This window comes from Xanthobacter pollutisoli (assembly GCF_040044995.1).
GTDB lineage: Bacteria > Pseudomonadota > Alphaproteobacteria > Rhizobiales > Xanthobacteraceae > Xanthobacter.
The window spans coordinates 404767-426698 of record NZ_JBDZDP010000002.1; the positions used below are offsets into that span (position 1 = coordinate 404767).

Below are 21932 nucleotides of genomic sequence, written 5' to 3' on the forward strand. Positions count from 1 at the left end.
GGTCGCATGGCGCGTCCGCGCGGGACAAGGCCGCCTCTCACGCAGCCGGCCGGGTGATGCGATCGGTGAGGTTGAGCCGGCCCCGGGCGATCTGCGCCACCTGCGCACGCACGGCGTCGGACCCGGCGAGCTGGTCCAGCATCTCGATCTGGTTGCGGGCGATGAGCAGCAGCAAGTCATCGCGCACCGTGCCCTCCTTATCCACCGGCAGCGCATCCACGATCTGGAGGTGGTCGAGGTGGGGCCGATCGGGAAGAGACGCGGCGAGATGGGTGCGTAGCGCCTCCTCGCTTACCGGCGTCCGCGGCGCGACGAAGGCGTAGAGGCCGACCTTGCCCCCCAAAGTCTGAAAATCGGAAAGGTGCACCGCCTCCACCGCGGGGTGCGCGGCTAACGCCGCAGCGATGCGCGGGGCCACTTGCGTCACCCGTGGGCCACGCCCCTCCGTGTCCGAATACGACATGAGGTTGCGCGTGACGAAGCGGTAGACCTTCTTGCCGCTCGCCATCCAGACGCGAGTTGGCAGGCTCTTGGTGGCCAGCACCTTCTTTTCCCGGGGGGTGAGCGCCTCGGGGCAATAGGTGCGCTTGTGCTTCAGGAGATGGCGCAGGTCCTCATAGGCCAGCACCCGTCCGAGCTTGGAGCGCCGGCTGAACGGCAGGGCGAGCTGGAAATCCATCAGCCAGGCCTCGCCATCAGCCCCGCGCAGCCAGTTCTGCTGTTTGGCGAGGTCGTTGTGGACATAGCCCGCGCGATGCAGCGTCAGCAGCGCCGCCTTGGCGGAATGGAAGAAGTTAAGGTCGCCCTTGGGGCGGGCGATCTGCAGGGGCGCCCCTTCCACCCAGCCGCGCACCAGGAAGCGGTTGCCGACGGCGAGGAGGGGTGTGGTGACGCCGGTGGCCGTCACCTTCTCCAGTGCCTTGATCTCGTGCGCCGCGAGGCGGAAGGCGATGGGGGCAAACCACAGCTTCACGTCGTTCCAGCGCCGGCGAACCGCCGGCCAGGCCTGCCCCTGCGCATCGGTCCAGGTGCCGCGCTCGACGGTGGAGAAAACGTCCCGTTTCAGCACCGTGTCCACGACGAAGCGCGCCGGATCGGCGCGGTACTCCACGGGCGGCGGCAAAACGGACTGGCGCGGCATCAGCGCCTCTTAAGCCGCCTCAGCCGGCATGTCGAGCCAGGGGAGGATGTCGGCGAGGGCGCGTGCGGCGAGCGCCTTCTTCTTGGCGAGCGTCTTCTCCGCCCCGCGCAGGCGCTTGCCCGCCTCACCCTTTGGCGCCTCGGCCAAGGGCGGAAACAGGCCGAAATTGACGTTCATGGGCTGGAAGGAGCGCGGCGCCCCCTCGTCCTGCGCCTCGATATGACCGCCGGTGATGTGGGCGAGCAGCGCACCGTGCGCAGTGGTCAGCGGTGGCAGGACGACATCGAGATCGAGGCGCTCGGCCGCCGCGAAGCGGCCCGCCATCAGCCCGACGGCAGCGCTCTCCACATAGCCCTCGCAGCCGGTGATCTGCCCGGCGAACCTCAGGCGCGGATCGGCCTTCAGCCGCAGCGTGCCGTCCAAGAGGCGCGGCGAGTTGAGGTAGGTGTTGCGGTGGAGGCCACCGAGCCGGGCGAACTCGGCATTCTCCAGCCCCGGAATGGTGCGGAACACGCGGGCCTGCTCGCCATGGCGAAGCTTCGTCTGAAAGCCCACCATGTTGTAAAGCGTGCCCAGCTTGTTGTCCTGGCGGAGCTGGACCACGGCATAAGCCTTGATCCCTGGCGCGTGGGGATTGGTGAGGCCCACCGGCTTCATGGGGCCGAAGCGCAACGTCTCGCGACCGCGCTCGGCCATCACTTCGATGGGCAGGCAGCCGTCGAAATAGGGCGTCTTGGCCTCGAAGTCGCGCATGGGCGCCTTCTCGCCGGCCAGCAGCGCATCGACGAAGGCGTTGTATTGGGCCTCGTCCAGCGGGCAGTTGATATAGTCCGCCCCGGTGCCGCCCGGACCTGGCTTATCGTAGCGCGACTGAAACCACGCCTTGCCCATGTCGATGCTGTCGAAATGCACGATGGGCGCGATGGCGTCGAAGAAGGCGAGGGCGCTTTCGCCGGTGAGGCCGAGGATGGCTTCCGCCAGCGCCGGCGAGGTGAGGGGGCCGGTGGCGAGGATCACCTTGTCCCAGTCCGCCGGTGGCAGGCCGGTGAGCTCCTCGCGCCGGATCTCGATAAGAGGGTGGTCTTCCAGAGAGGCGGTGACGGCGTGGGAGAAGCCGTCCCGGTCCACTGCGAGGGCGCCGCCGGCCGGGACCTGGTTGGCGTCGGCCGCTTTCAGGATCAGCGAACCGGCCCGGCGCATTTCGGCGTGGAGCACGCCCACCGCATTGCCCTGCGGATCATCCGAGCGGAAGGAATTGGAGCACACCAGCTCGGCGAGGCTGTCGGTGAGGTGAGCGTCGGTGGGGCGCACGGGCCGCATCTCGTGCAGCACAACGGGTACGCCCCGGATCGCCAGCTGCCACGCCGCTTCCGATCCGGCGAGGCCACCGCCCACCACGTGGACGGGCGCGGGACGGTCAGACGTGGGAATCTGGGGCATCGGGCCTCCTCGGCTGTCCGCCCTCAGGCCGCGACCTGGCGTCGCGGCGGGCGGGAGGAGCGATGTGCCACGCCGGACCCGACCTTTTCAACCCCTCGTCGTTTTGTCATCGCCTGAGCGTGATCTGGGCCAAAGGCGCGGCGAAAAACGAAAATGGCCCCCGCAGGGGCCACTCTCCGATGCATGCCCCAGCGGGCTGCTCGGCTTGCAGCTCAGGCGACGCCGGCCGCGTGCCGGGCCACGGAGCGGATCTCGCTGCGCGCGACATTGATATCCGCCAAACTACGGTCATCGAGCTGAGACAGTTCTGCAACCGTACGGTTGTAAATCTGCCACCTGCGGAACTGGCGGGCCAGTAAACCCCAAAGCAACATTGTAATTCTCCTCTTGCAGGTGCCGTCTAGCGCCACGCTGCTGTCTTGCTTTAAATACCGCTGTGTGCTGCAATGCCAAAGAGGCTATATCGCAATGCAGCATTGCAGTGAGTGCATGGATTTGCCTCAGCCGGTGGGGTTCCGCCGCTTCTTCATAGATTGATAAGGCCTGCCGGATCACCGCGCGTCGGGGACCCGAGCCGCGTCAGTCGGGATGTTTCCTGTTGGGGGATAGGGGGCAGCCATGGACCAAACTATTCTTGGAAAGTTTGTTGATCCAGCCGTTTACGCAGCTCAGGAGGAGAGGGGATTGATTTCCCAGCACCTGGGCCGCGCCGGCGGTACGTTCGTCGAAGTGGGGGCCTATGACGCGGTTTTCCAAAGCCAGACCCACCATCTCGAGCTTATCGGCTGGAACGGGCTGCTGGTCGAGCCGGTACCGGAGTTTGCCGACAATCTGAGGCGCAGTCGCAGGGCTGCCGTCCGACAGTGCGCCTGCGTCTCGCCCGAAATGGCCGTGGCGGAACGGGTTGCGATGCTGGAGCGGCGCGGAAACAGCACCACCCGCTTCGATCCGCGCAAGGTCAGGCCCGACGAAAATGTCATCGAGGTGCCTGCGGCGACGCTGGACAGCATTCTTGAAGATGCCGGCATCAGCCATGTCGACTTCCTGTCGGTCGACGTGGAGGGCGCGGAGCCCGAGGTCCTGAAGGGCTTCGACCTGATGCGGTTCCGACCCCGGCTGGTACTGGTCGACGACCGGGAGCGCTTCGGCGAAACCTGCCGGGTCCTGCGGGGAAGCAATTTCCGGCTGATGCGCCGCACCGGCCACAATGCGTGGTTCGTGCCGGCGGAAAGCGGTTTTGCCCCGAGCACCCGCGGCCGGGCCCAACTGGCCTGGACCTACGGAATCGGCCGTTTCCTCCGCCGCCGCACGCGTCCCCGCAGTGGCGCACACCGCCTGAGCTCCCGCCCCGATTGACGCGCCCGCTTGTGTTGAGCCCGGCGGCGACGCTCGCTGCCGGGTGCGTCGCTGGATTATTCCGCAGCCTGCCGCCGGCGCCGCCCGCGCACCGTTCGCGCAGGAAGATCGGCCGTCGCCTCGCCCACCTGCGCATCACCAAGCGGCAGGGAGTCCGAAGCCTCACTCGCGGTCGACTTTTCGTCCTGCGGGACGCTGGCGCGGGCGCCTTTCTTGCGCCCCGCGGCAGCAGGCGCGCCATTCTCGCCCCCAGAATGCGCGCCCGACCCTGCCGGCGCCGCGGTGTCTGGTGCCCCATCAATCGCCTTGCCCCGCCGTGGGGCGGGCTGGTGGGCCTTCGCCATGGGGCGGCGGGCGAGCACTTCGGCGAGGAAACGTCCGGTATGCGACCGCGGATGCTGCGCCACCACCTCGGGCGTGCCCGCCACGACGATCTCGCCGCCGCCGTCGCCCCCCTCTGGGCCGAGGTCGAGCACCCAGTCGGCGGTCTTGATGACCTCGAGATTATGCTCGATCACCACCACCGTATTGCCCTGGTCCACCAGTTCGTGCAGCACCTCCAGCAGCTTCTTCACGTCATGGAAGTGCAATCCGGTGGTGGGCTCGTCGAGGATGTAGAGGGTGCGCCCCGTGGCGCGCTTGGACAGCTCCTTGGACAGCTTCACGCGCTGCGCCTCGCCGCCGGAAAGCGTGGTGGCCTGCTGGCCCACCTTGACGTAATCGAGGCCGACACGGTGCAGCGTCTCCAGCTTCTCGCGCACGGAGGGCACCGCCTTGAAGAATTGCGCGCCTTCCTCGACCGTCATGTCCAGCACGTCGGCAATGGACTTGTTCTTGAAGGTCACTTCCAGCGTCTCGCGATTGTAGCGCCGGCCCTTGCACACATCGCAGGTGACATACACGTCCGGCAGGAAGTGCATCTCGATCTTGATGACGCCGTCGCCCTGGCAGGCCTCGCAGCGCCCGCCCTTCACATTGAACGAGAAGCGACCGGCGCCGTAGCCCCGCGCCTTCGCCTCGGGCAGGCCGGAGAACCATTCGCGGATGGGCGTGAAGGCGCCGGTATAGGTGGCGGGATTGGAACGCGGCGTGCGGCCGATGGGCGACTGGTCGATGTCGATGACCTTGTCGAGATGCTCCAGCCCCTCGATGCGGTCGAACGGGGCAGGGGCCTCGCTGGCGTTGTTGAGGCGCCGCGCCACGGCCTTGTAGAGCGTGTCGATCAGCAGGGTCGACTTGCCGCCGCCGGAAACGCCGGTGACGCAGGTGAACAGGCCCAGCGGCACCTCGGCTGACACGTTCTTCAGATTGTTGCCGCGCGCGCCGGTGAGCTTCAGCATGCGCTTGGGGTTCGGCTTGCGCCGCGCCGGCACGCCCACCGAAAGCTCGCCCGTGAGATAGCGTCCGGTGAGCGAGGCGGGATCGGCGAGGATCTGCTGCGGCGTGCCCTGCGCCACGATCTTCCCGCCATGGATGCCCGCACCGGGTCCCACGTCCACCACATAGTCGGCGGCGAGGATCGCGTCCTCGTCATGCTCCACGACAATCACGGTGTTGCCGAGGTCACGCAGATGCTTCAGCGTCTCCAGCAGCCGGGCATTGTCGCGCTGGTGAAGGCCGATGGAGGGTTCGTCCAGCACATAGAGCACGCCGGTGAGTCCCGAACCGATCTGCGAGGCGAGCCGGATCCGCTGGCTCTCGCCGCCGGAAAGGGTGCCGGAGGAGCGGGCCAGGGTGAGGTATTCGAGGCCGACGTCGAGCAGGAAGGAGAGCCGCTCGCGGATCTCCTTCAGGATACGCCCGGCGATCTCGTTCTGCTTGTCCGTGAGCAGGCCGGGCAGGTCCTCGAACCAGCCGAAGGCCGCCTTCACCGAAAGCTCGCCGACCTCGCCGATGTGCCGGCCGGCGATCTTCACCGCCAGAGCTTCGGGCTTCAGACGGTAGCCACCGCAGGCCTTGCAGGGCACGGTGGAGAAATATTTCGAGATCTCCTCGCGCGCCCAGTCGCTGTCCGTTTCCTTCCAGCGTCGGTCCAGATTGCGGACCACGCCCTCAAAGGTCTTCGAGGTCTCGTAGGCACGCATGCCGTCGTCGTACTGGAAGGTGATCTTCTCGTCGCCGGAGCCGAACAGCAGAACGTCCCGCGCCTTCTCCGGCAGATCGGCGAAGGGCACGTTGAGCTTGAAATGATAATGCTTCGCCAGCGCATCCAGCGTCTGGCCGTAATAAGGCGAGGTGGATTTCGCCCAGGGCGCAATGGCGCCCTGCTTCAGCGAACGCATGCGATCGGGCACCACGAGGTCGGGGTCGATGGTCTGCTCCACCCCCAGCCCGTCGCATTCCGGGCAGGCGCCGAACGGATTGTTGAACGAGAAGAGCCGCGGCTCGATCTCGGGAATGGTGAAGCCGGAAACCGGGCAGGCGAACTTCTCCGAGAACATGATCCGCCGCGGCGCGCCGTCGGCATCCTTCTCGTCGGCAAATTCCGCCACCGCAATGCCATCGGCGAGCGCCAGAGCCGTCTCGAAGCTGTCGGCAAGGCGTTGGGCGAGGTCGGCCCGCACCACGATGCGATCCACCACCACGTCGAGGTCGTGCTTGTATTTCTTGTCCAGCGCCGGCGCCTCGGCGATCTCGTGGAAGGCGCCGTCGATCTTCACCCGCTGGTAGCCCTTCTTCATCCACTCGGCGAGTTCCTTGCGGTACTCGCCCTTGCGGCCGCGGACGACCGGCGCCAGCAGGTAGAGCCGCGTGCCCTCGGGCAGGGCCAGCGTGCGGTCCACCATCTGCGACACCGTCTGGCTCTCGATGGGCAGGCCCGTGGCCGGTGAATAGGGCACGCCTGTGCGCGCCCACAGAAGGCGCATGTAGTCGTAGATCTCGGTGACGGTACCGACCGTGGAGCGGGGATTCTTCGAGGTGGTCTTCTGCTCGATGGAGATGGCGGGGGAGAGGCCGTCGATCTGGTCCACGTCCGGCTTCTGCATCATCTCCAGGAACTGGCGCGCATAGGCCGAGAGGCTTTCCACATAGCGCCGCTGGCCTTCTGCATAGATGGTATCGAACGCCAGCGAGCTCTTGCCTGAGCCTGACAGGCCCGTGAACACCACCAGGCTGTCGCGCGGGATCTCAAGGTCGACATTCTTCAGATTGTGCTCGCGCGCGCCGCGCACCGAGAGGGTGCGGGCGTCGCGGCGGGAAGCATTGGCGGCGTCGGGCGCGGCACGCCGCGAGGGGGCACGATCTGACATGAATATCCCGGGAAGCACACGAGATGAGGCCGCACGACCGGTCGGGCGAGCGAAGCACATCCGGCAGAGCGAGCACGCCGATCACGGGGACCGGCATGGCGGCGAAACGGAACGTCGCGCAGCAAACTCGCTCATGGTCATCGCCCAAATGTAGTCCGCCGCGTGCAATGCGGTAGAGAACGTAACAAGAACTCGCGGCGCAGACGAGTCAAAAATCCGCCGGTCCCATCTTGCGAGGCTGTCCCACCGTGTGTAGAACATTTGCGGAACAAATGGCGGCGGGGTGGCCTTCAGGGCTGGCTTTGGTGTGGACAACACCGATTGCGGTGGACAATGCCGCGTCAGGCTCCCAATGGGCCCTTGCGCCACGCGCGAGCGGCAGGCGGGATCGCCGCCCAAGACGGCACTTGGCGAAGAGACGGAGAGCGAGGATGGCCGGCAGCGTCAACAAGGTGATCCTGATCGGCAATCTTGGCCGTGATCCCGAGGTGAAGGCGTTCCAGAACGGCGGGCGGGTCTGCAACCTCTCCATCGCCACCTCGGAAAACTGGCGCGACAAGGCATCCGGCGAGCGGCGCGAGCGCACCGAGTGGCACCGCGTGGTCATCTTCAACGAGAATCTCGTGGGCGTGGCCGAGCGATTCCTGAAAAAGGGATCGAAGGTCTATATCGAGGGCCAGCTCGAAACCCGCAAATACGAGAAGGACGGCCGCGAGACCTACACCACCGAGGTGGTGCTGCGGCCCTACCGCGGCGAACTCACGCTGCTGGACGGCCGCGAGGGCGGCAGCGCGGGTGCCGACGAGTATGGCGGCGGCTCGGACTTCGGCGCGTCGAGCCCCATGGGCGGGGGAGGCGGCTTCGGCGGCGGATATGGCGGTTCTTCCTCCTCGGGTGGCCGCAAGCCGGCACCTGCGGGCGGCGGGCGCCCGGCTGCGGATCTCGACGACGAAATTCCATTCTGAGCGCTGCTCGGTCCGGCCTGATCTCGGGCTCCCATGTCCGGGTATGGGACCCCTCGACCGGTCGAACTCAGGCCAGTCATGGAGCGTTGCAGAGCGACCGCCTGCGGCGATATTTGCGCGCGCGGCAAGGGGGCGCGACGCAAAACGGTCAAATTGTCTGGGGAGAGGCGAAGTCGCACCCGATAAGTATCTGATTTTACAAGATAAAAAATAGTCCTGCGGCAGGGGTTTCTCTGGCGTTGGCGGGGTGAATCGGGTAGAAGGTGTGACCCCGCTTTCACCATGCGAGTGCTGACTTTTGGCCGATTCCGAAACGCCGAAGACTGGCGGCGAGCCGCCGTCCGATATCCGGCCCGTTTCCATCACGGAGGAGCTTTCCCGCTCCTATCTCGACTACGCCATGAGCGTCATCGTCGCCCGGGCCCTGCCCGACGTGCGCGACGGCCTCAAGCCCGTGCATCGGCGCATCCTGTTCTCCATGCACGAGAACGGCTACGAGTGGAACAAGCAGTACCGCAAGTCGGCCCGCGTGGTCGGCGACGTGATCGGTAAATACCATCCTCACGGCGACCAGTCGGTTTATGACGCCCTCGTGCGCATGGCGCAGACCTTCGCCATGCGGGTACCGCTGGTGGACGGTCAGGGCAATTTCGGCTCGGTGGACGGCGATGCCCCGGCGGCCATGCGCTACACCGAGGTGCGGCTGGAGAAGATCACCGGCGCCCTGCTCGACGACCTCGACAAGGACACGGTCGACTTCCAGGAGAATTACGACAACACGGAGCGGGAGCCGAGCGTCCTCCCCGCCAAGTTCCCCAACCTGTTGGTGAACGGCGCCGGCGGCATCGCCGTGGGCATGGCGACCAACATCCCGCCGCACAATCTCGGCGAGATCATCGACACCACCGTGGCCCTGCTGGACGACCCGACGCTGGAGCCCGAGGCGCTGCTCGACCTCTTGCCCGGGCCCGACTTCCCCACCGGAGCGCTCATCCTCGGCCGCACCGGCATCCGCCAGGCCTACCTCACCGGCCGCGGCTCGGTGCTGATGCGGGCGAAGGTCGCCATCGAGCAGATCCGCAAGGATCGCGAAGCATTGATCGTCACCGAAATTCCCTATCAGGTGAACAAGGCGACGATGATCGAGAAGATCGCCGAGCTGGTGCGCGACAAGCGCGTCGAAGGCATCTCGGAGATCCGCGACGAGAGCGACCGCGACGGCATGCGCGTGGTCATCGAGATCAAGCGCGACGCCCAGGCGGACGTGGTGCTGAACAATCTCTACCGCCTCACCCTGCTGCAGACCTCCTTCGGCGTGAACATGGTGGCGCTCTCCGGCGGCAAGCCGGGGATCCTCACGCTCCATGACGTGCTCACCGCCTTCATCGCCTTCCGCGAGGACGTCGTCAGCCGTCGCACCAAGTTCCTGCTGCGCAAGGCCCGCGACCGCGCGCACGTCTTGGTGGGCCTTGCCATTGCCGTGGCCAATATCGACGAGGTCATCCGCCTCATCCGCACCGCGCCGGACCCGGCGAGTGCGCGCGAGGCACTGATGGGGCGCGACTGGCCGGCCAAGGACATGGCGCCGCTCATCGCCCTCATTGCCGATCCGCGGCACAAGCTGGGCCCCGACGGCACCTATCGCCTGTCCGAGGCGCAGGCCCGCGCCATCCTCGACCTTCGCCTGCAGCGCCTTACCGCGCTTGGCCGCGACGAGATCGCCGACGAGCTGGACAAGCTCGCTGCCGAGATTGCCGACTATCTGGAGATCCTCGCCAGCCGCATGCGCATGCGCGGTATCATCCGGGACGAGCTTCTCGCCATCAAGGCCGAGTTCGGCACCCCGCGCCGCACCGAGATCGTCGAGGGTTTCGGCGATCTGGAAGACGAGGACCTCATCCAGCGCGAAGAGATGGTCGTCACCGTCTCCCACGCCGGCTACATCAAGCGCGTACCGCTCTCCACCTACCGGGCGCAGCGGCGCGGCGGCAAGGGCCGCTCGGCCATGCAGACGCGGGACGAGGATTTCGTCACCCGCCTGTTCGTCGCTTCCACCCACGCGCCGGTGCTGTTCTTCTCGTCCAAGGGGCAAGTCTACAAGCTGAAGGTGTGGCGCCTGCCGCTCGCCGCCCCACAGGCCCGCGGCAAGGCGCTCATCAACATCCTGCCGCTGGATCAGGACGAGCGGATCACGTCCGTCGTGCTGCTGCCGGAGGATTCGGAAGAGAACGATCGCCTCCAAATCATGTTCGCCACCACCGGTGGCACGGTGCGGCGGAATGCGCTGACCGATTTCGCCCAGGTGAACCGCAACGGCAAGATCGCCATGAAGCTCGCCGAAGGCGAGGCGATTGCCGACGTGGGCCTTTGCACCGAGGATGACGACGTGCTGCTCACCACGGCGGCCGGCGCCTGCATCCGCTTCCCGGTCACCGAGGTCCGCCTGTTCAAGGGGCGCGACAGCGTGGGCGTGCGCGGCATCCGCCTGGAGGAGGACGACAAGATCATCTCCATGGCCATCATCCGCCATGTGGAAGCGGAGGCCGACCAGCGGCTCGCCTACATCAAGATGCGCCGCGCCCTGCGCGGCGAGGCCGGCGAGAGCGCCGAGGTGGAGCAGGAGGAGGGGGCGAGCGGCTCCGGCCAGCTCAGCCAGGAGCGCTATGCGCAGATGAGCGCGCTGGAGCAGTTCATTCTCACCGTCTCGGAGAACGGCTACGGCAAGCGCACCTCGTCCTACGAGTACCGGGTCACCGGCCGCGGCGGAAAGGGCATCGTCGCCATGGCGGTGAACGAGCGCAACGGCCGCCTCGTCGCCTCCTTCCCGGTGGAGGACCAGGACCAGATTATGCTCGTCACCGATGGCGGCCAGCTCATCCGCTGCCCGGTGGATGGCATCCGCATCGTCGGGCGCGCCAGCCAGGGCGTCATCGTGTTTGACACGGCGGAAGGCGAGCGCGTGGTCTCCGTGGAGCATATCAGCGACGATGCCGGCGCCGACGGCCCGGAGGGTACCGACGCCGACGAGGGTCCCGACGCCTGATGCCGGCGTGCGCCGGAGGGAGAACACCATGATCTCGCCGGAAAGCCTCGCCCTGTTCGTCGCCGCCTGCCTCGCGCTGGCGGCGACACCCGGCCCAAACGTCGCGCTCATTGTCGGCACCAGCCTCAAGCACGGGCGGCGGGCCGGCATCCTCACCGCCACCGGGGTCAATGTCGGCCTCATCGCGCAGCTCGCCCTCGTGGCGCTGGGGCTCGCCTATGTGGTGGAGACCTTCTCGCGCCACTTCGACCTCGTGCGCTACGCCGGCGCCGCCTATCTGGTCTGGCTGGCGGTGATTCAGTGGCGCAGCGCCGGCAAGATGCTGGATGCGCCGGCCCCCTCCGCCCATGCCGCCTTCGGCCGCGGGCTCGCGGTGGCCTTCGCCAATCCCAAGACGCTGCTGTTCCATGCGGCCTTCCTGCCGCAATTCGTCACCGACACCGCAAATCCGGTGCCGCAGATCGCCCTGCTCGCAGCGGTGTTCGCGGTCATCGCCTTGGTGGGCGACGTTCTGTGGGCGGTGGTGGCGGACAAGGCCCGCGCCGCCTTGAAGGGCCGCTTCACCCGAATCGCTGACCGCGTTTCCGCCGGCATCCTCGTGGGCGGTGCGGCGCTGCTGCTGGCGGCGGGCCGCAGATAGGGCAGGGGACCGCGTCCCCATCCCGCATTGCTCCGGCCGGGGGCACCGCTATAAGGCCCCATGGCTGCCCTCGCCTCATCATCCGATTCTGCCCCGCTCGAGGTCCTGCGCACCGTCTTCGGCTACGAGACGTTCCGCGGGCGGCAGCGGGAGATCGTGGATCATGTGGTCGAGGGGGGTGACGCCCTGGTGCTGATGCCCACGGGCGGCGGTAAGTCCCTGTGCTATCAGGTGCCCGCGCTAGTGCGGCCGGGTACGGCCATCGTCGTTTCGCCCCTCATTGCGCTCATGCACGACCAGGTGCAGGCCCTGCGGCAACTGGGCGTGAAGGCGGCCATGCTGAATTCATCGCTGGCGGCGGGCGAAGCGCGGCAGGTGGAGCGGGCGCTCGCCATGGGTGACCTCGACCTGCTCTACGTGGCGCCGGAGCGGCTCCTGACCGATGGCTTCCTGCATCTGCTCGATGGTGCGCGAATCTCGCTCTTCGCCATCGACGAAGCCCATTGCGTTTCCCAGTGGGGCCACGATTTCCGCCCTGAATATCGCCAGCTCACCATCCTGCACGAGCGCTTTCCCGGCGTGCCGCGCATGGCCCTCACCGCCACGGCCGACGGGCCGACGCGGCGGGAGATTGTGGAGCGGCTCAATCTGGAGGAGGGGCGGGTTTTCCTTTCCTCCTTCGACCGGCCGAACATCCGCTATCGCATCGCCCCCAAGTCCAACCCGCGGGTGCAGCTGAAGGCCTTCCTCGATGCCCATGAGGGCGAGGCGGGCATCATCTATTGCATGAGCCGCGCGAAAGTGGAGGCGACAGCCGAGATGCTGGCCACCGAGGGCCGCACGGCGCTGCCCTACCATGCCGGCCTCGACGCCGACACCCGCGCCCGCCATCAGGACCGTTTCCTCAAGGAGGAAGGGGTGGTGATGGTGGCGACCATCGCCTTCGGGATGGGCATCGACAAGCCGGACGTGCGCTTCGTCATCCATCTCGACCTTCCGAAGAGCATCGAGGCCTATTACCAGGAGACCGGTCGCGCCGGACGCGACGGCCTGGCTTCCGAGACGCTGCTGCTCTACGGCGTCGAGGACGTGGCGAAGCTTATCCAGTTCGTCGAGGCGTCCGATGCGCCCGAGGCCCGCAAGAGAGTTGAGCGCGGCAAGCTCGATGCCCTGCTCGGCCTCGCCGAAACGGCATCCTGCCGTCGGCAGGTTCTCCTGAAGTATTTCGAGGAGGACCTGCCCGAGCCCTGCGGCAATTGCGATACCTGCCTCGAGCCGCCGCGCACCTTCGACGGCACGGAGGCGGCGCAGAAGCTGCTTTCCTGCGTCTACCGCACCGGCGAGCGCTTCGGCTCCGGCCATGTCATCGACGTGCTGCGCGGCGAAGAGAGCGACAAGGTACTGAAGTTCGGCCACGACAAGCTCTCCACCTTCGGCATCGGCAAGGATTTTTCCCGCGACGCCTGGCGCGCCATCGTGCGCCAGCTGGTGGCCATGGGGCATCTCTGGGTCGACGTGGAGGGCCACGGCAGCCTCGGCCTCACCGAAAAATGCCGTCCGGTCCTGCGCGGCGCCGAGAAAGTGGAGCTGAAGGCCGAGACGAAGCCCCGCCCCGCCCGCGTCACCGGCGGCGCACGGGGCCCGGGGCCGGTGCTGACCAATCCGGCCGACGAGGCGCTGTTCCGCAAATTGAAGGCGCTGCGGCTGGACCTGGCGCGGGCGCAGGGCGTGCCGCCCTACGTCATCTTCCACGACACGACGCTGATGGCCATCGCCGAACTGAAGCCCACCTCCATGAAGGCGCTGGGGATGATCTCCGGCATCGGCGAAGCCAAGCTGGTGCGCTACGGACAGCAGTTTCTGGCGGCCATCGCCGAGGGCTAGGCGGCCTCAGGCGGCGGCGTCCCGCAGAAGGTCCAAGGCTTCGAGCACCGAGAGGCGGCGCACCTCGGCGCGGCCAACGTCGCCGAAGCGCTTCTCGCGGGTGACGATGGTCGCGTCCCGCCGGGCGCAGGCGAAATGCACGAGGCCCACGGGCTTCGCTTCCGAGCCGCCCCCCGGCCCGGCCACGCCGGTGATGGCCACCGCCGCGTCCACCCCCGCCGCCTTCAAGGCGCCTTCGGCCATGGCGCGGGCGGTTTCGACGCTCACCGCACCATGCGCCGCGAGAGTCGCCTCGGGCACGCCGATCATCGCCACCTTGGCGGCGTTGGAATAGGTCACGAAGCCCCGGTCCACCACGTCGGACGAGCCCGGTACCTCGGTGAGCGCGCCGGCGACGAGGCCGCCGGTGCAGGATTCCGCCGTGGCGAGCGTCCAGCCGCGCGCGCGGAAGGCGTCGAGCACGGCGACGGCGCGGGCATGGGTTTCCTCGTCCATCACAGCTCCTCGCCTGCGGGAAGGCGAATGGTGGCGCTCGCCATGGCGGCGATGCCCTCACGGCGCCCGGTGAAGCCGAGCTTCTCCGTGGTGGTGGCCTTCACCGAGATGCGGCCGACCGGCACGTCCGTGATGCGGGCGATCTCCGCGCGAATGGCATCGCGATGCGGTCCCACCTTCGGCGCCTCGCAGATGAAGGTGAGGTCGAGATGGGCGATGCGCCCGCCGCGCGCCGCCACCTTCTCCACCGCATGCACGAGGAAGCGGTCGGAGGAGGCGCCCTTCCACTGCGGGTCGGAGGGCGGAAAATGGGCGCCGATATCGCCGTCGCACAGCGCGCCGAGCAGAGCATCGGTGAGGGCGTGAAGGCCCACGTCCGCGTCCGAATGGCCGACGAGACCGAAGCCGTGGGGCACCGCGACCCCGCCCAGCATGACATGATCGCCGGGGCCGAATGCATGCACGTCGAACCCCGTTCCGGTCCGCACGTCAGGCAAACCCGCATAAAAATCGGCGAGGGAGCCACCGGCGGCGCGGGCCATGTCGTCGGGAGTGGTCAATTTCAAATTCCTCGTCTCGCCCTCGAAGGTGGCCACGCGATGCCCTGCCCATTCCATTACGGCGGCATCGTCGGTGAGGGTGTCCACGCCCGCCGCCGCAGCCGCCGCATGGGCCGCGCGCAGCATCCCATAGCGGAAAGCCTGGGGGGTCTGCACCGTGCGCAGCCGGCTGCGATCCAGGGTTTCGACGATGCTCCCATCGGCGTCCACACGCTTCACCGTGTCGATCACGGCGAGAACGGGTATGGCGGCATCGGACGCTTGAGCCGCCGCTACCGCACGGGAGACGAGATCGGGCGTCGCGAAGGGACGGGCGGCGTCGTGAATCAGGACGATCTCAGGCGTGTCCGCACCCGCCAGAGCCTCCAGTCCCGCCCGCACCGAGGCCTGCCGCGTCGCGCCGCCAAAGACGGGTGCCAGAATCTTGGGCATGCCGTAGGAGGCGTCCGCAAAGCGGCCTGAATCATCACTATGGATGACGGCGAGCACGGCCGTAACGGCGGGATGCTCGCAAAAAAGGCGCAGCGTGCGGCGCAGCACGGGCTCGCCGTCCGTCGTTTGATACTGCTTCGGGAGTGGACCGCCCGCGCGACTTCCACGCCCGGCGGCAACCACGATGGCTACGCATTTGGGAGACGGCTCCTGCGTCACGTCAGGCTCCCGCAGTGCAGCGCCCAAAAGGGCGAAGGCCGGTAACAATAGGTGGACAGCTGTTTGCTGCGCCGCACATCATCGCACACTGCCCTTGCATGACGCGCGCACTTGTCTAAGATGTAGGCAGAACACAGCTGGCCTAATTTCTGTGCAAGAGACTGTTCCATTTTCCATTCCGGCCCTTTGGGTCGGGACCCTCGCCCTGCCCAATCCGGTGATCCTCGCCCCCATGGCCGGGATCACCGATGCGCCGGTCAGGCGGATGGCTGTCCGCTACGGCGCGGGGCTCGTCATATCAGAAATGCTCGCCAGCGAGGCCCTTCTCGAAGGCCATCCCGAAATGCTTCTGCGCGCCGAAGGGGAGGGGGTGCCCCTCCATGCCGTGCAGATCGCCGGCAACGATCCGCGCCTGATGGGCGAGGCGGCGCGCCTGGCCGAGGCGGCCGGCGCGGGCCTCATCGACATCAACATGGGGTGCCCGGCGAAGCGCGTGACCACCGGCGCCGCAGGCGCAGCCCTGCTGCGCGACCTGCCGCTGGCCGGGGCCATCTTCGATTCGGTGCGGGCGGCGGTCGGCGTGCCCGTGACCGTGAAAACCCGCCTCGGCTGGGATGAGGGCTCGCCCACCGCCGTCGCTCTGGCGCGCATGGCGCAGGAGGCCGGCCTCGCCATGGTGACGGTGCATGGCCGCACCCGGTGCCAGTTCTATACGGGCCGCGCCGACTGGAGCGCGATCCGCGCGGTGAAGGCCGCAGTGTCAATTCCCGTGATCGCCAACGGCGATGTGGTGTCCACCGCAGATGGCCCGGCGATCCTGGCCGCGTCGGGTGCGGACGGGTTGATGATCGGACGCGGAGCGCAGGGCCGGCCCTGGTTTCCCGGACGTGTGGCGCAGGCCCTCGCGGGCCGGCGGGCGGCGGAGGACCCGCCGCTCATGGAGCAGCGCGACGTGCTGCTGGAGCTTTATGAGGGCTGGCTCGCGCTCTATGGCCGTGCGCTCGGCGTGCGGCAGGCCCGCAAGCATGTGGGCTGGGCGCTGGATGCGGCGGCAACAGGCCACGGCGAGGCCCCTGCGGCCTTCGTCTCGCTCTGGCGCAAGCGCCTCCTCGTCCTGGAGCGGCCGGAGCAGGTGAGAATGGGGATCGAGGCGGCCTTCGACGAGCTGATGTGGAGGGCGGCGGCATGAAGGCTGAAGCCAGAAAGCAAGACGCACGCAAGATGGACAAGCGCAAGGGCGAGCAGGACCCGGCCAAGGATGCCGGCCGCGAGAAGGACACGGGCCGCGACGGCGGCGGCAAGGAGGGCACGCCGCGTGAGGCGGGCATGTCGCGCGCCATCCTGGATGCCGTCCCCCATCCCTTGTTCACCATCGGCGGCAACGGACATGTGCGCGATGCCAACGTCGCCGCAGAGGCCTTCTTCGAGGTCAGCGCGCCGTTGCTGCGGCGCCGGCCGCTGACCGAGTTCGTGCCGTTCGGCACCCCTCTGCTCGGCCTCATCGAGCAGGTGCGCCAGCGTGGCGCGCCGGTGAACGAATATCGCGTCGACCTCGGCACGCCGCGCAATGGCGGCGAGCGCATCGTCGACATCCATGTGGCGCCGGTGGCCGAGCAGCCCGAGCAGGTGGTGGTGATGCTCCAGGAGCGCACCATCGCCGACAAGATGGACCGCCAGCTCACCCATCGCGGCGCCGCCCGCTCAGTGAGCGCGCTCGCCTCTATGCTGGCGCACGAGATCAAGAATCCGCTCTCCGGCATCCGCGGCGCGGCTCAGTTGCTGGAGCAGTCCGCCGACGACGAGGACCGGGCCCTGACCCGCCTCATCTGCGACGAGGCCGACCGCATCGTGAAGCTGGTGGACCGCATGGAGGTGTTCTCCGACGAACGCCCGGTGGAACGCGAGCCGGTGAACATCCATGCGGTGCTGGAGCACGTGCGCACGCTGGCCTCCTCGGGCTTCGCGCGGCACATCCGCTTCGTGGAGGAATACGACCCCTCCTTGCCGCCGGTGCTCGCCAACCGCGATCAGCTCATCCAGGTGTTCCTCAATCTGGTGAAGAACGCGGCCGAGGCCATCGAGAGCGATCAGGACGGCGAGATCCAGCTCACAACCGCCTTCCGCCCCGGCGTGCGGCTCATGGTTCCGGGCGCCTCCACGCGGGTCAGCCTGCCGCTGGAATTCTGCGTCCGCGACAACGGCAAGGGCGTTCCGGACGACCTCGTCCCCCATCTGTTCGACCCGTTCGTGACCACCAAGCCGACGGGCTCTGGCCTCGGTCTTGCTTTGGTGGCGAAGATCATCGGTGACCACGGCGGCATCGTCGAATGCGACAGCCAACCCCGCCGCACCACGTTCCGCGTGCTCCTGCCCATGTACCGCGGCAAGAGCCCTGCTCGAGAGGACAATTGAGGTGTCGATGCCTTCCGGAAGCATCCTGGTCGCCGATGACGACGCCGCGATCCGCACCGTTCTCAACCAGGCGCTGTCACGCGCCGGCTACGAGGTGCGCTCCTGCGGCAACGCCGCCACGCTCTGGCGCTGGGTGAGCCAGGGCGACGGCGATCTCGTCATCACCGACGTGGTGATGCCCGACGAGAACGCCTTCGACCTCCTGCCGCGCATCAAGAAGGCGCGCCCGGATCTGCCGGTCATCGTCATGAGCGCGCAGAACACCTTCATGACCGCCATCCGCGCCTCCGAGCGCGGGGCATATGAATATCTGCCCAAGCCGTTCGACCTGAAGGAGCTGATCTCCATCGTCGGCCGCGCCCTCGCCGAGCCGAAGAAGGGCGACGGGCACCACCACGCGCCCGAGGAACAGGACAACATCCCGCTGGTGGGCCGCTCGCCCGCCATGCAGGAGATCTATCGCCTGCTCGCGCGGCTGATGCAGACCGACCTCACGGTGATGATCGCGGGCGAGAGCGGCACCGGCAAGGAACTGGTGGCCCGCGCGCTGCACGACTACGGCAAGCGCCGCACGGGTCCGTTCGTCGCCATCAACATGGCGGCCATCCCGCGCGACCTCATCGAATCGGAGCTGTTCGGCCACGAGAAAGGCTCCTTCACCGGCGCCACCACCCGCAACCCCGGGCGCTTCGAGCAGGCGGAGGGCGGCACGCTCTTCCTCGACGAGATCGGCGACATGCCCATGGAGGCGCAGACCCGCCTCCTGCGCGTGCTCCAGCAGGGCGAGTACACGACGGTGGGCGGGCGCACGCCCATCAAGACCGACGTGCGCATCATCGCCGCCACAAACAAGGATCTGCGCACGCTGATCCAGCAGGGCCTGTTCCGCGAGGATCTGTTCTTCCGCCTCAACGTGGTGCCCCTGCGCCTGCCGCCGCTGCGCGAGCGCTCCGAGGATGTGCCGGACCTGGTGCGCCACTTCTTCCTCCAGGCGGAGCGCGAGGGGCTGCCGGCCAAGCAGATCGACACCGCCGCCCTCGACCGGCTGAAGCGCTACCGCTGGCCGGGCAACGTGCGCGAGCTGGAAAACCTCGTCCGTCGCCTGGCCGCGCTCTACCCGCAGGAGGTCATCACTCCGGCCATCATCGAGGCCGAGCTGTCCGAGCCCATGCCGAGCGCGCTCTCGGAGGAGGGGCCGGTGGACGCCACCCTCGGCGCCTCGGTGGAGCGCCACCTCAACACCTATTTCTCCGGCTTCGGCGAGGACCTGCCGCCCCCCGGCCTCTATCACCGCATCCTCAAGGACGTGGAATATCCGCTGCTCTCGGCAGCCCTAGCGGCCACCCGGGGCAACCAGATCAAGGCAGCGGAGCTTCTGGGCCTCAACCGCAATACCTTGCGCAAGAAGATCCGCGATCTGGACATCCAGGTGATCCGAACCTCGCGCTGACGCTTTCCGACCTGGAACGGTACCCTCTCCCCTCAAGGAGGGGGTTGCGACCGTGTCGCGCGGAGACTCGCCGTGCGCCAACACGGGCGCCGCAGATCGGCCCAAGGCGCAAAACGCTCCTCAGACCAAACGTGGCGAAGGCCGCTCTTCCCCTCAAGCGCGCGAGGAGGGTGGGGCGGCTTCTTGCGGCCATTCCTCTGCCATTGGCGGTGCGGCCGGCCAGCGGCCGCAGGGGATGATCGCGAGGACAACACCGACCGTGCTACCGCAATCCCCACTTACCTGCAGATCCGTGCAAATCCCAGGTGCGTCTGTCACATTTTTGCACCAGTGTCGTTCCACTGCATCACTTCAGTCCGCGTGAGTCGTCGCGCGGGGGTCAGCGCTGGGATGGTCGGGCACGCATGGACATTGAGCCGGTCACGGAAGCGCCCAGGGATGTGAAGCCGCGACGCGGCCTCGGGGCGCGGCTGTTCGCGCCCGCCGTCGTGGTGCTGTCGCTGACCCTCGCGGTTGCGACCTTCATCATCCTGATGGGGCTTACATCCATCGTCCCCTCGCCTCAGGTGGTGGTGGGGGTGCTGACCGCGTCGGGCATCGCGGTTCTGTTTCTGCTGGGCATCATCGGGCGCGAGGTCTGGCGGATCCTGCGCGCCCGCGCCCGCGGACGGGCGGCCTCGCGCCTGCATGTACGGATCGTCGGTCTGTTCGCGGGCGTCGCGGTGGTGCCGGCCATCGTTGTGGCGGTGGTGGCGAGCCTCACCCTCGACCGCAGCCTCGACCGCTATTTCTCGGAGCGCACGCAGGAGATCATCGGCTCCGCCGCCTCGGTGGCGCAGACCTACGTGCGCGAGCACGCGCTTTCCATTCGCGGCGACGTGCTGGCCATGGGCAACGACGTCTCACGCCTGAAGCCGCTTTACGACAGCGACATCGAGAAGTTCCGCCAGATCTTCACGGCACAGGCGGCATTGCGCAACGTGCCGGGCGCCCAGATCATCCGCCGCGACCTTTCTGTGGTGGAGCGGGCCAACCTCAGAACCGACCGCGAATATATCGTCCCGACCAACATCGCCATCAACGAGGCCAGCGCCGAGCAGCCCATCATCTATTTGCCCTCCGATGCCGACTTCGTCGGCGCGGTGGCGCCCCTCTCGGGCTATGACGACCTCTTCCTCTACGTGGCGCGGCCCATCGATCCGCGGGTCATCGGCTACCTGAAGGTCACGAGCGACACGCTGGCGGATTACCGCGCGCTCGAGGAGCGGCGCTTCAACGTGCAGCTCGCCTTCGCGCTGATGTATTCGATCGTGACCCTCATCGTGCTTCTGTCCGCGGTGTGGCTCGGTGTCACCTTCTCCAAATGGCTGGTGGCACCGATCCGGCGGCTGATGTGGGCCGCGGACCGGGTGGCCAAGGGCAATCTCGATATCCAGGTGCCGGTCAACCGTGCCGAGGGCGATCTCGCGACGCTGGGCGAGACCTTCAACAAGATGACTGGCGAGCTGAAGACCCAGCGCAACGCCCTTGTCACCGCCCGCGACCAGATGGACGTGCGCCGCCGCTTCACCGAGGCGGTGCTCTCCGGCGTCGGCGCGGGCGTCATCGGCATCGACGCCGAGGCCCGCGTCACCATCCTCAACCGCTCCGCCGAGCGCCTTCTCGGCCTCACCGAGGCAGAGGGCCTGGGCCGTCCCCTCGCCGAGGTCGTGCCGGAAACGGCGATGTTGCTGGAAGAGGCGCGGGACGCCGGGCAGAGGGTGGTGCAGGGCAACATCACCATCCAGCGCGACGGCCGCGAGCGCATCTTCGCCATGCGCGTGACGACCGAGCAATCGGCGGCCGAGCAGCACGGCTGGGTGGTGACACTCGACGACATCACCGCCCTTATCACCGCCCAGCGCACCTCCGCCTGGGCCGACGTCGCCCGCCGCATCGCCCACGAAATCAAGAACCCGCTCACGCCGATCCAGCTTTCGGCGGAGCGGCTGAAGCGCAAGTACGGGCGCCACATCACCCAGGACCGGGATGTGTTCGACCAGTGCACCGACACCATCATCCGCCAAGTGGGCGACATCGGCCGGATGGTGGACGAATTCTCGTCCTTCGCCCGCATGCCGAAGCCCGTGGTGGACGCCCAGGACCTCGCCGAGACGGTGCGGCAGGCGGTCTTCCTCATGCGCGTCGGCCATCCCGACGTGACCTTCGACGCGGAGCTGCCGCCGGCCCTGCCGGCGCGCTTCGACCGGCGCCTGATCTCGCAGGCGCTGACCAACATTCTCAAGAACGCCGCCGAGGCTATCGAGGCTGTACCGGAAGCGGACCGCGGCAAGGGCCGCATCCGGGTGAGCGCAGCGGAGGCGGGGGAGGAGCTCGTGATCGACGTGATCGACAATGGCGCGGGACTGCCGCGCGAGAAACGCAGCCGGCTGCTGGAGCCTTACGTGACCACCCGCGAGAAGGGGACGGGGCTCGGCCTCGCCATCGTGGGCAAGATCATGGAAGAGCACGGCGGCGGCATCGAGCTCAACGATTCGCCCGAGGGTCGCGGCGCCTGGATCAGGCTTCGCATGCGGGCGGACGGTCTACCACCGGCCGGCGCGGGCGGGGCGCAACCGGTCCCTCAAGCAGGGAGGGCCTGAAC

14 protein-coding genes and 1 pseudogene are annotated in these 21932 nt (G+C 67.7%); 9 read left to right on the plus strand and 6 right to left on the minus strand.

Translation table 11 applies throughout. The annotated features are described in order from the left end of the window. Positions 1-37: 37 nt before the first annotated feature. The 3 genes from ABLE93_RS07280 to ABLE93_RS07290 all read right to left on the minus strand — a co-directional run bounded on the left by ABLE93_RS07280 (position 38) and on the right by ABLE93_RS07290 (position 2955). The gene (locus ABLE93_RS07280) at positions 38-1141 is read right to left on the minus strand and encodes a serine/threonine protein kinase (protein ID WP_348838987.1); all 1104 of its coding nucleotides are present in this window, start codon (positions 1139-1141) and stop codon (positions 38-40) included. A gap of 9 nt (positions 1142-1150) precedes the next feature. Beyond that, positions 1151-2581, minus strand: coding sequence for a methylenetetrahydrofolate--tRNA-(uracil(54)-C(5))-methyltransferase (FADH(2)-oxidizing) TrmFO (gene trmFO / locus ABLE93_RS07285; protein ID WP_348838988.1), 1431 nt, complete (start codon positions 2579-2581; stop codon positions 1151-1153). 212 nt (positions 2582-2793) lie between these two features. Then, positions 2794-2955, minus strand: a complete 162-nt coding sequence (locus ABLE93_RS07290; RefSeq protein ID WP_348838989.1) for a DUF1127 domain-containing protein — start codon at positions 2953-2955, stop codon at positions 2794-2796. Between the two features lie 244 nt (positions 2956-3199). Between ABLE93_RS07290 and ABLE93_RS07295 the strand changes: the two genes are divergently transcribed. Continuing rightward, positions 3200-3937 carry an FkbM family methyltransferase gene (locus ABLE93_RS07295; protein WP_348838990.1) on the plus strand — a complete coding sequence of 246 codons (738 nt, stop codon included), beginning with the start codon at positions 3200-3202 and terminating at the stop codon, positions 3935-3937. A 329-nt stretch (positions 3938-4266) separates the two neighbouring features. Here ABLE93_RS07295 and uvrA read toward each other — a convergent pair. Further along, positions 4267-7188, minus strand: a pseudogene (gene uvrA / locus ABLE93_RS07300) (excinuclease ABC subunit UvrA); the annotation flags it as partial. A 431-nt stretch (positions 7189-7619) separates the two neighbouring features. Between uvrA and ssb the strand changes: the two are divergent. The 4 genes from ssb (at position 7620) to recQ (ending at position 13720) form a co-directional block, all read left to right on the plus strand. Continuing rightward, complete coding sequence (gene ssb, locus ABLE93_RS07305) at positions 7620-8153, plus strand: single-stranded DNA-binding protein (RefSeq protein WP_348838991.1); 534 nt, start codon at positions 7620-7622, stop codon at positions 8151-8153. A gap of 298 nt (positions 8154-8451) precedes the next feature. Continuing rightward, positions 8452-11196 (plus strand): DNA gyrase subunit A, encoded by a 2745-nt coding sequence (gyrA, locus tag ABLE93_RS07310; RefSeq protein ID WP_348838992.1) that lies wholly within the window; start codon positions 8452-8454, stop codon positions 11194-11196. Between the two features lie 28 nt (positions 11197-11224). Next, complete coding sequence (locus ABLE93_RS07315) at positions 11225-11836, plus strand: LysE family translocator (RefSeq protein WP_348838993.1); 612 nt, start codon at positions 11225-11227, stop codon at positions 11834-11836. A 60-nt stretch (positions 11837-11896) separates the two neighbouring features. Then, the gene (gene recQ / locus ABLE93_RS07320; protein ID WP_348838994.1) at positions 11897-13720 is read left to right on the plus strand and encodes a DNA helicase RecQ; all 1824 of its coding nucleotides are present in this window, start codon (positions 11897-11899) and stop codon (positions 13718-13720) included. Positions 13721-13726: 6 nt separating this feature from the next. On the opposite strand, the gene ABLE93_RS07325 is transcribed toward recQ, so the two are convergent. Continuing rightward, the gene (locus tag ABLE93_RS07325; RefSeq protein WP_510182986.1) at positions 13727-14218 is read right to left on the minus strand and encodes a CinA family protein; all 492 of its coding nucleotides are present in this window, start codon (positions 14216-14218) and stop codon (positions 13727-13729) included. Next, positions 14215-15426: a bifunctional 2-C-methyl-D-erythritol 4-phosphate cytidylyltransferase/2-C-methyl-D-erythritol 2,4-cyclodiphosphate synthase gene (locus ABLE93_RS07330; RefSeq protein ID WP_348838997.1), complete on the minus strand. Its 1212-nt coding sequence runs from the start codon at positions 15424-15426 to the stop codon at positions 14215-14217. Before ABLE93_RS07330 ends, ABLE93_RS07325 begins: the two co-directional genes overlap by 4 nt. A 151-nt stretch (positions 15427-15577) precedes the next feature. On the opposite strand from ABLE93_RS07330, the gene dusB reads away from it, so the two are divergent. From dusB to ABLE93_RS07350, 4 genes are all read left to right on the plus strand, one after another. Beyond that, positions 15578-16615, plus strand: a complete 1038-nt coding sequence (dusB, locus tag ABLE93_RS07335; RefSeq protein ID WP_348838998.1) for a tRNA dihydrouridine synthase DusB — start codon at positions 15578-15580, stop codon at positions 16613-16615. Between the two features lie 137 nt (positions 16616-16752). Beyond that, positions 16753-17838 carry a two-component system sensor histidine kinase NtrB gene (locus ABLE93_RS07340; RefSeq protein ID WP_348839349.1) on the plus strand — a complete coding sequence of 362 codons (1086 nt, stop codon included), beginning with the start codon at positions 16753-16755 and terminating at the stop codon, positions 17836-17838. 7 nt (positions 17839-17845) lie between these two features. Beyond that, the gene (ntrC, locus tag ABLE93_RS07345) at positions 17846-19288 is read left to right on the plus strand and encodes a nitrogen regulation protein NR(I) (protein ID WP_348839350.1); all 1443 of its coding nucleotides are present in this window, start codon (positions 17846-17848) and stop codon (positions 19286-19288) included. Between the two features lie 404 nt (positions 19289-19692). After that, a complete protein-coding gene (locus ABLE93_RS07350; protein ID WP_348838999.1) occupies positions 19693-21930 on the plus strand; it encodes a sensor histidine kinase NtrY-like in 2238 nt (745 codons plus the stop codon). Positions 21931-21932: the final 2 nt, after the last annotated feature.

Coding starts and splice junctions, on each gene's coding strand:
- ABLE93_RS07280 (WP_348838987.1), bottom strand. CDS start 1,141: ATGCCGCGCCAGTCCGTTTTGCCGCCGCCCGTGGAGTACCGCGCCGAT.
- trmFO (WP_348838988.1), bottom strand. CDS start 2,581: ATGCCCCAGATTCCCACGTCTGACCGTCCCGCGCCCGTCCACGTGGTG.
- ABLE93_RS07290 (WP_348838989.1), bottom strand. CDS start 2,955: ATGTTGCTTTGGGGTTTACTGGCCCGCCAGTTCCGCAGGTGGCAGATT.
- ABLE93_RS07295 (WP_348838990.1), top strand. CDS start 3,200: ATGGACCAAACTATTCTTGGAAAGTTTGTTGATCCAGCCGTTTACGCA.
- ssb (WP_348838991.1), top strand. CDS start 7,620: ATGGCCGGCAGCGTCAACAAGGTGATCCTGATCGGCAATCTTGGCCGT.
- ABLE93_RS07315 (WP_348838993.1), top strand. CDS start 11,225: ATGATCTCGCCGGAAAGCCTCGCCCTGTTCGTCGCCGCCTGCCTCGCG.
- recQ (WP_348838994.1), top strand. CDS start 11,897: ATGGCTGCCCTCGCCTCATCATCCGATTCTGCCCCGCTCGAGGTCCTG.
- ABLE93_RS07340 (WP_348839349.1), top strand. CDS start 16,753: ATGTCGCGCGCCATCCTGGATGCCGTCCCCCATCCCTTGTTCACCATC.
- ntrC (WP_348839350.1), top strand. CDS start 17,846: ATGCCTTCCGGAAGCATCCTGGTCGCCGATGACGACGCCGCGATCCGC.
- ABLE93_RS07350 (WP_348838999.1), top strand. CDS start 19,693: ATGGACATTGAGCCGGTCACGGAAGCGCCCAGGGATGTGAAGCCGCGA.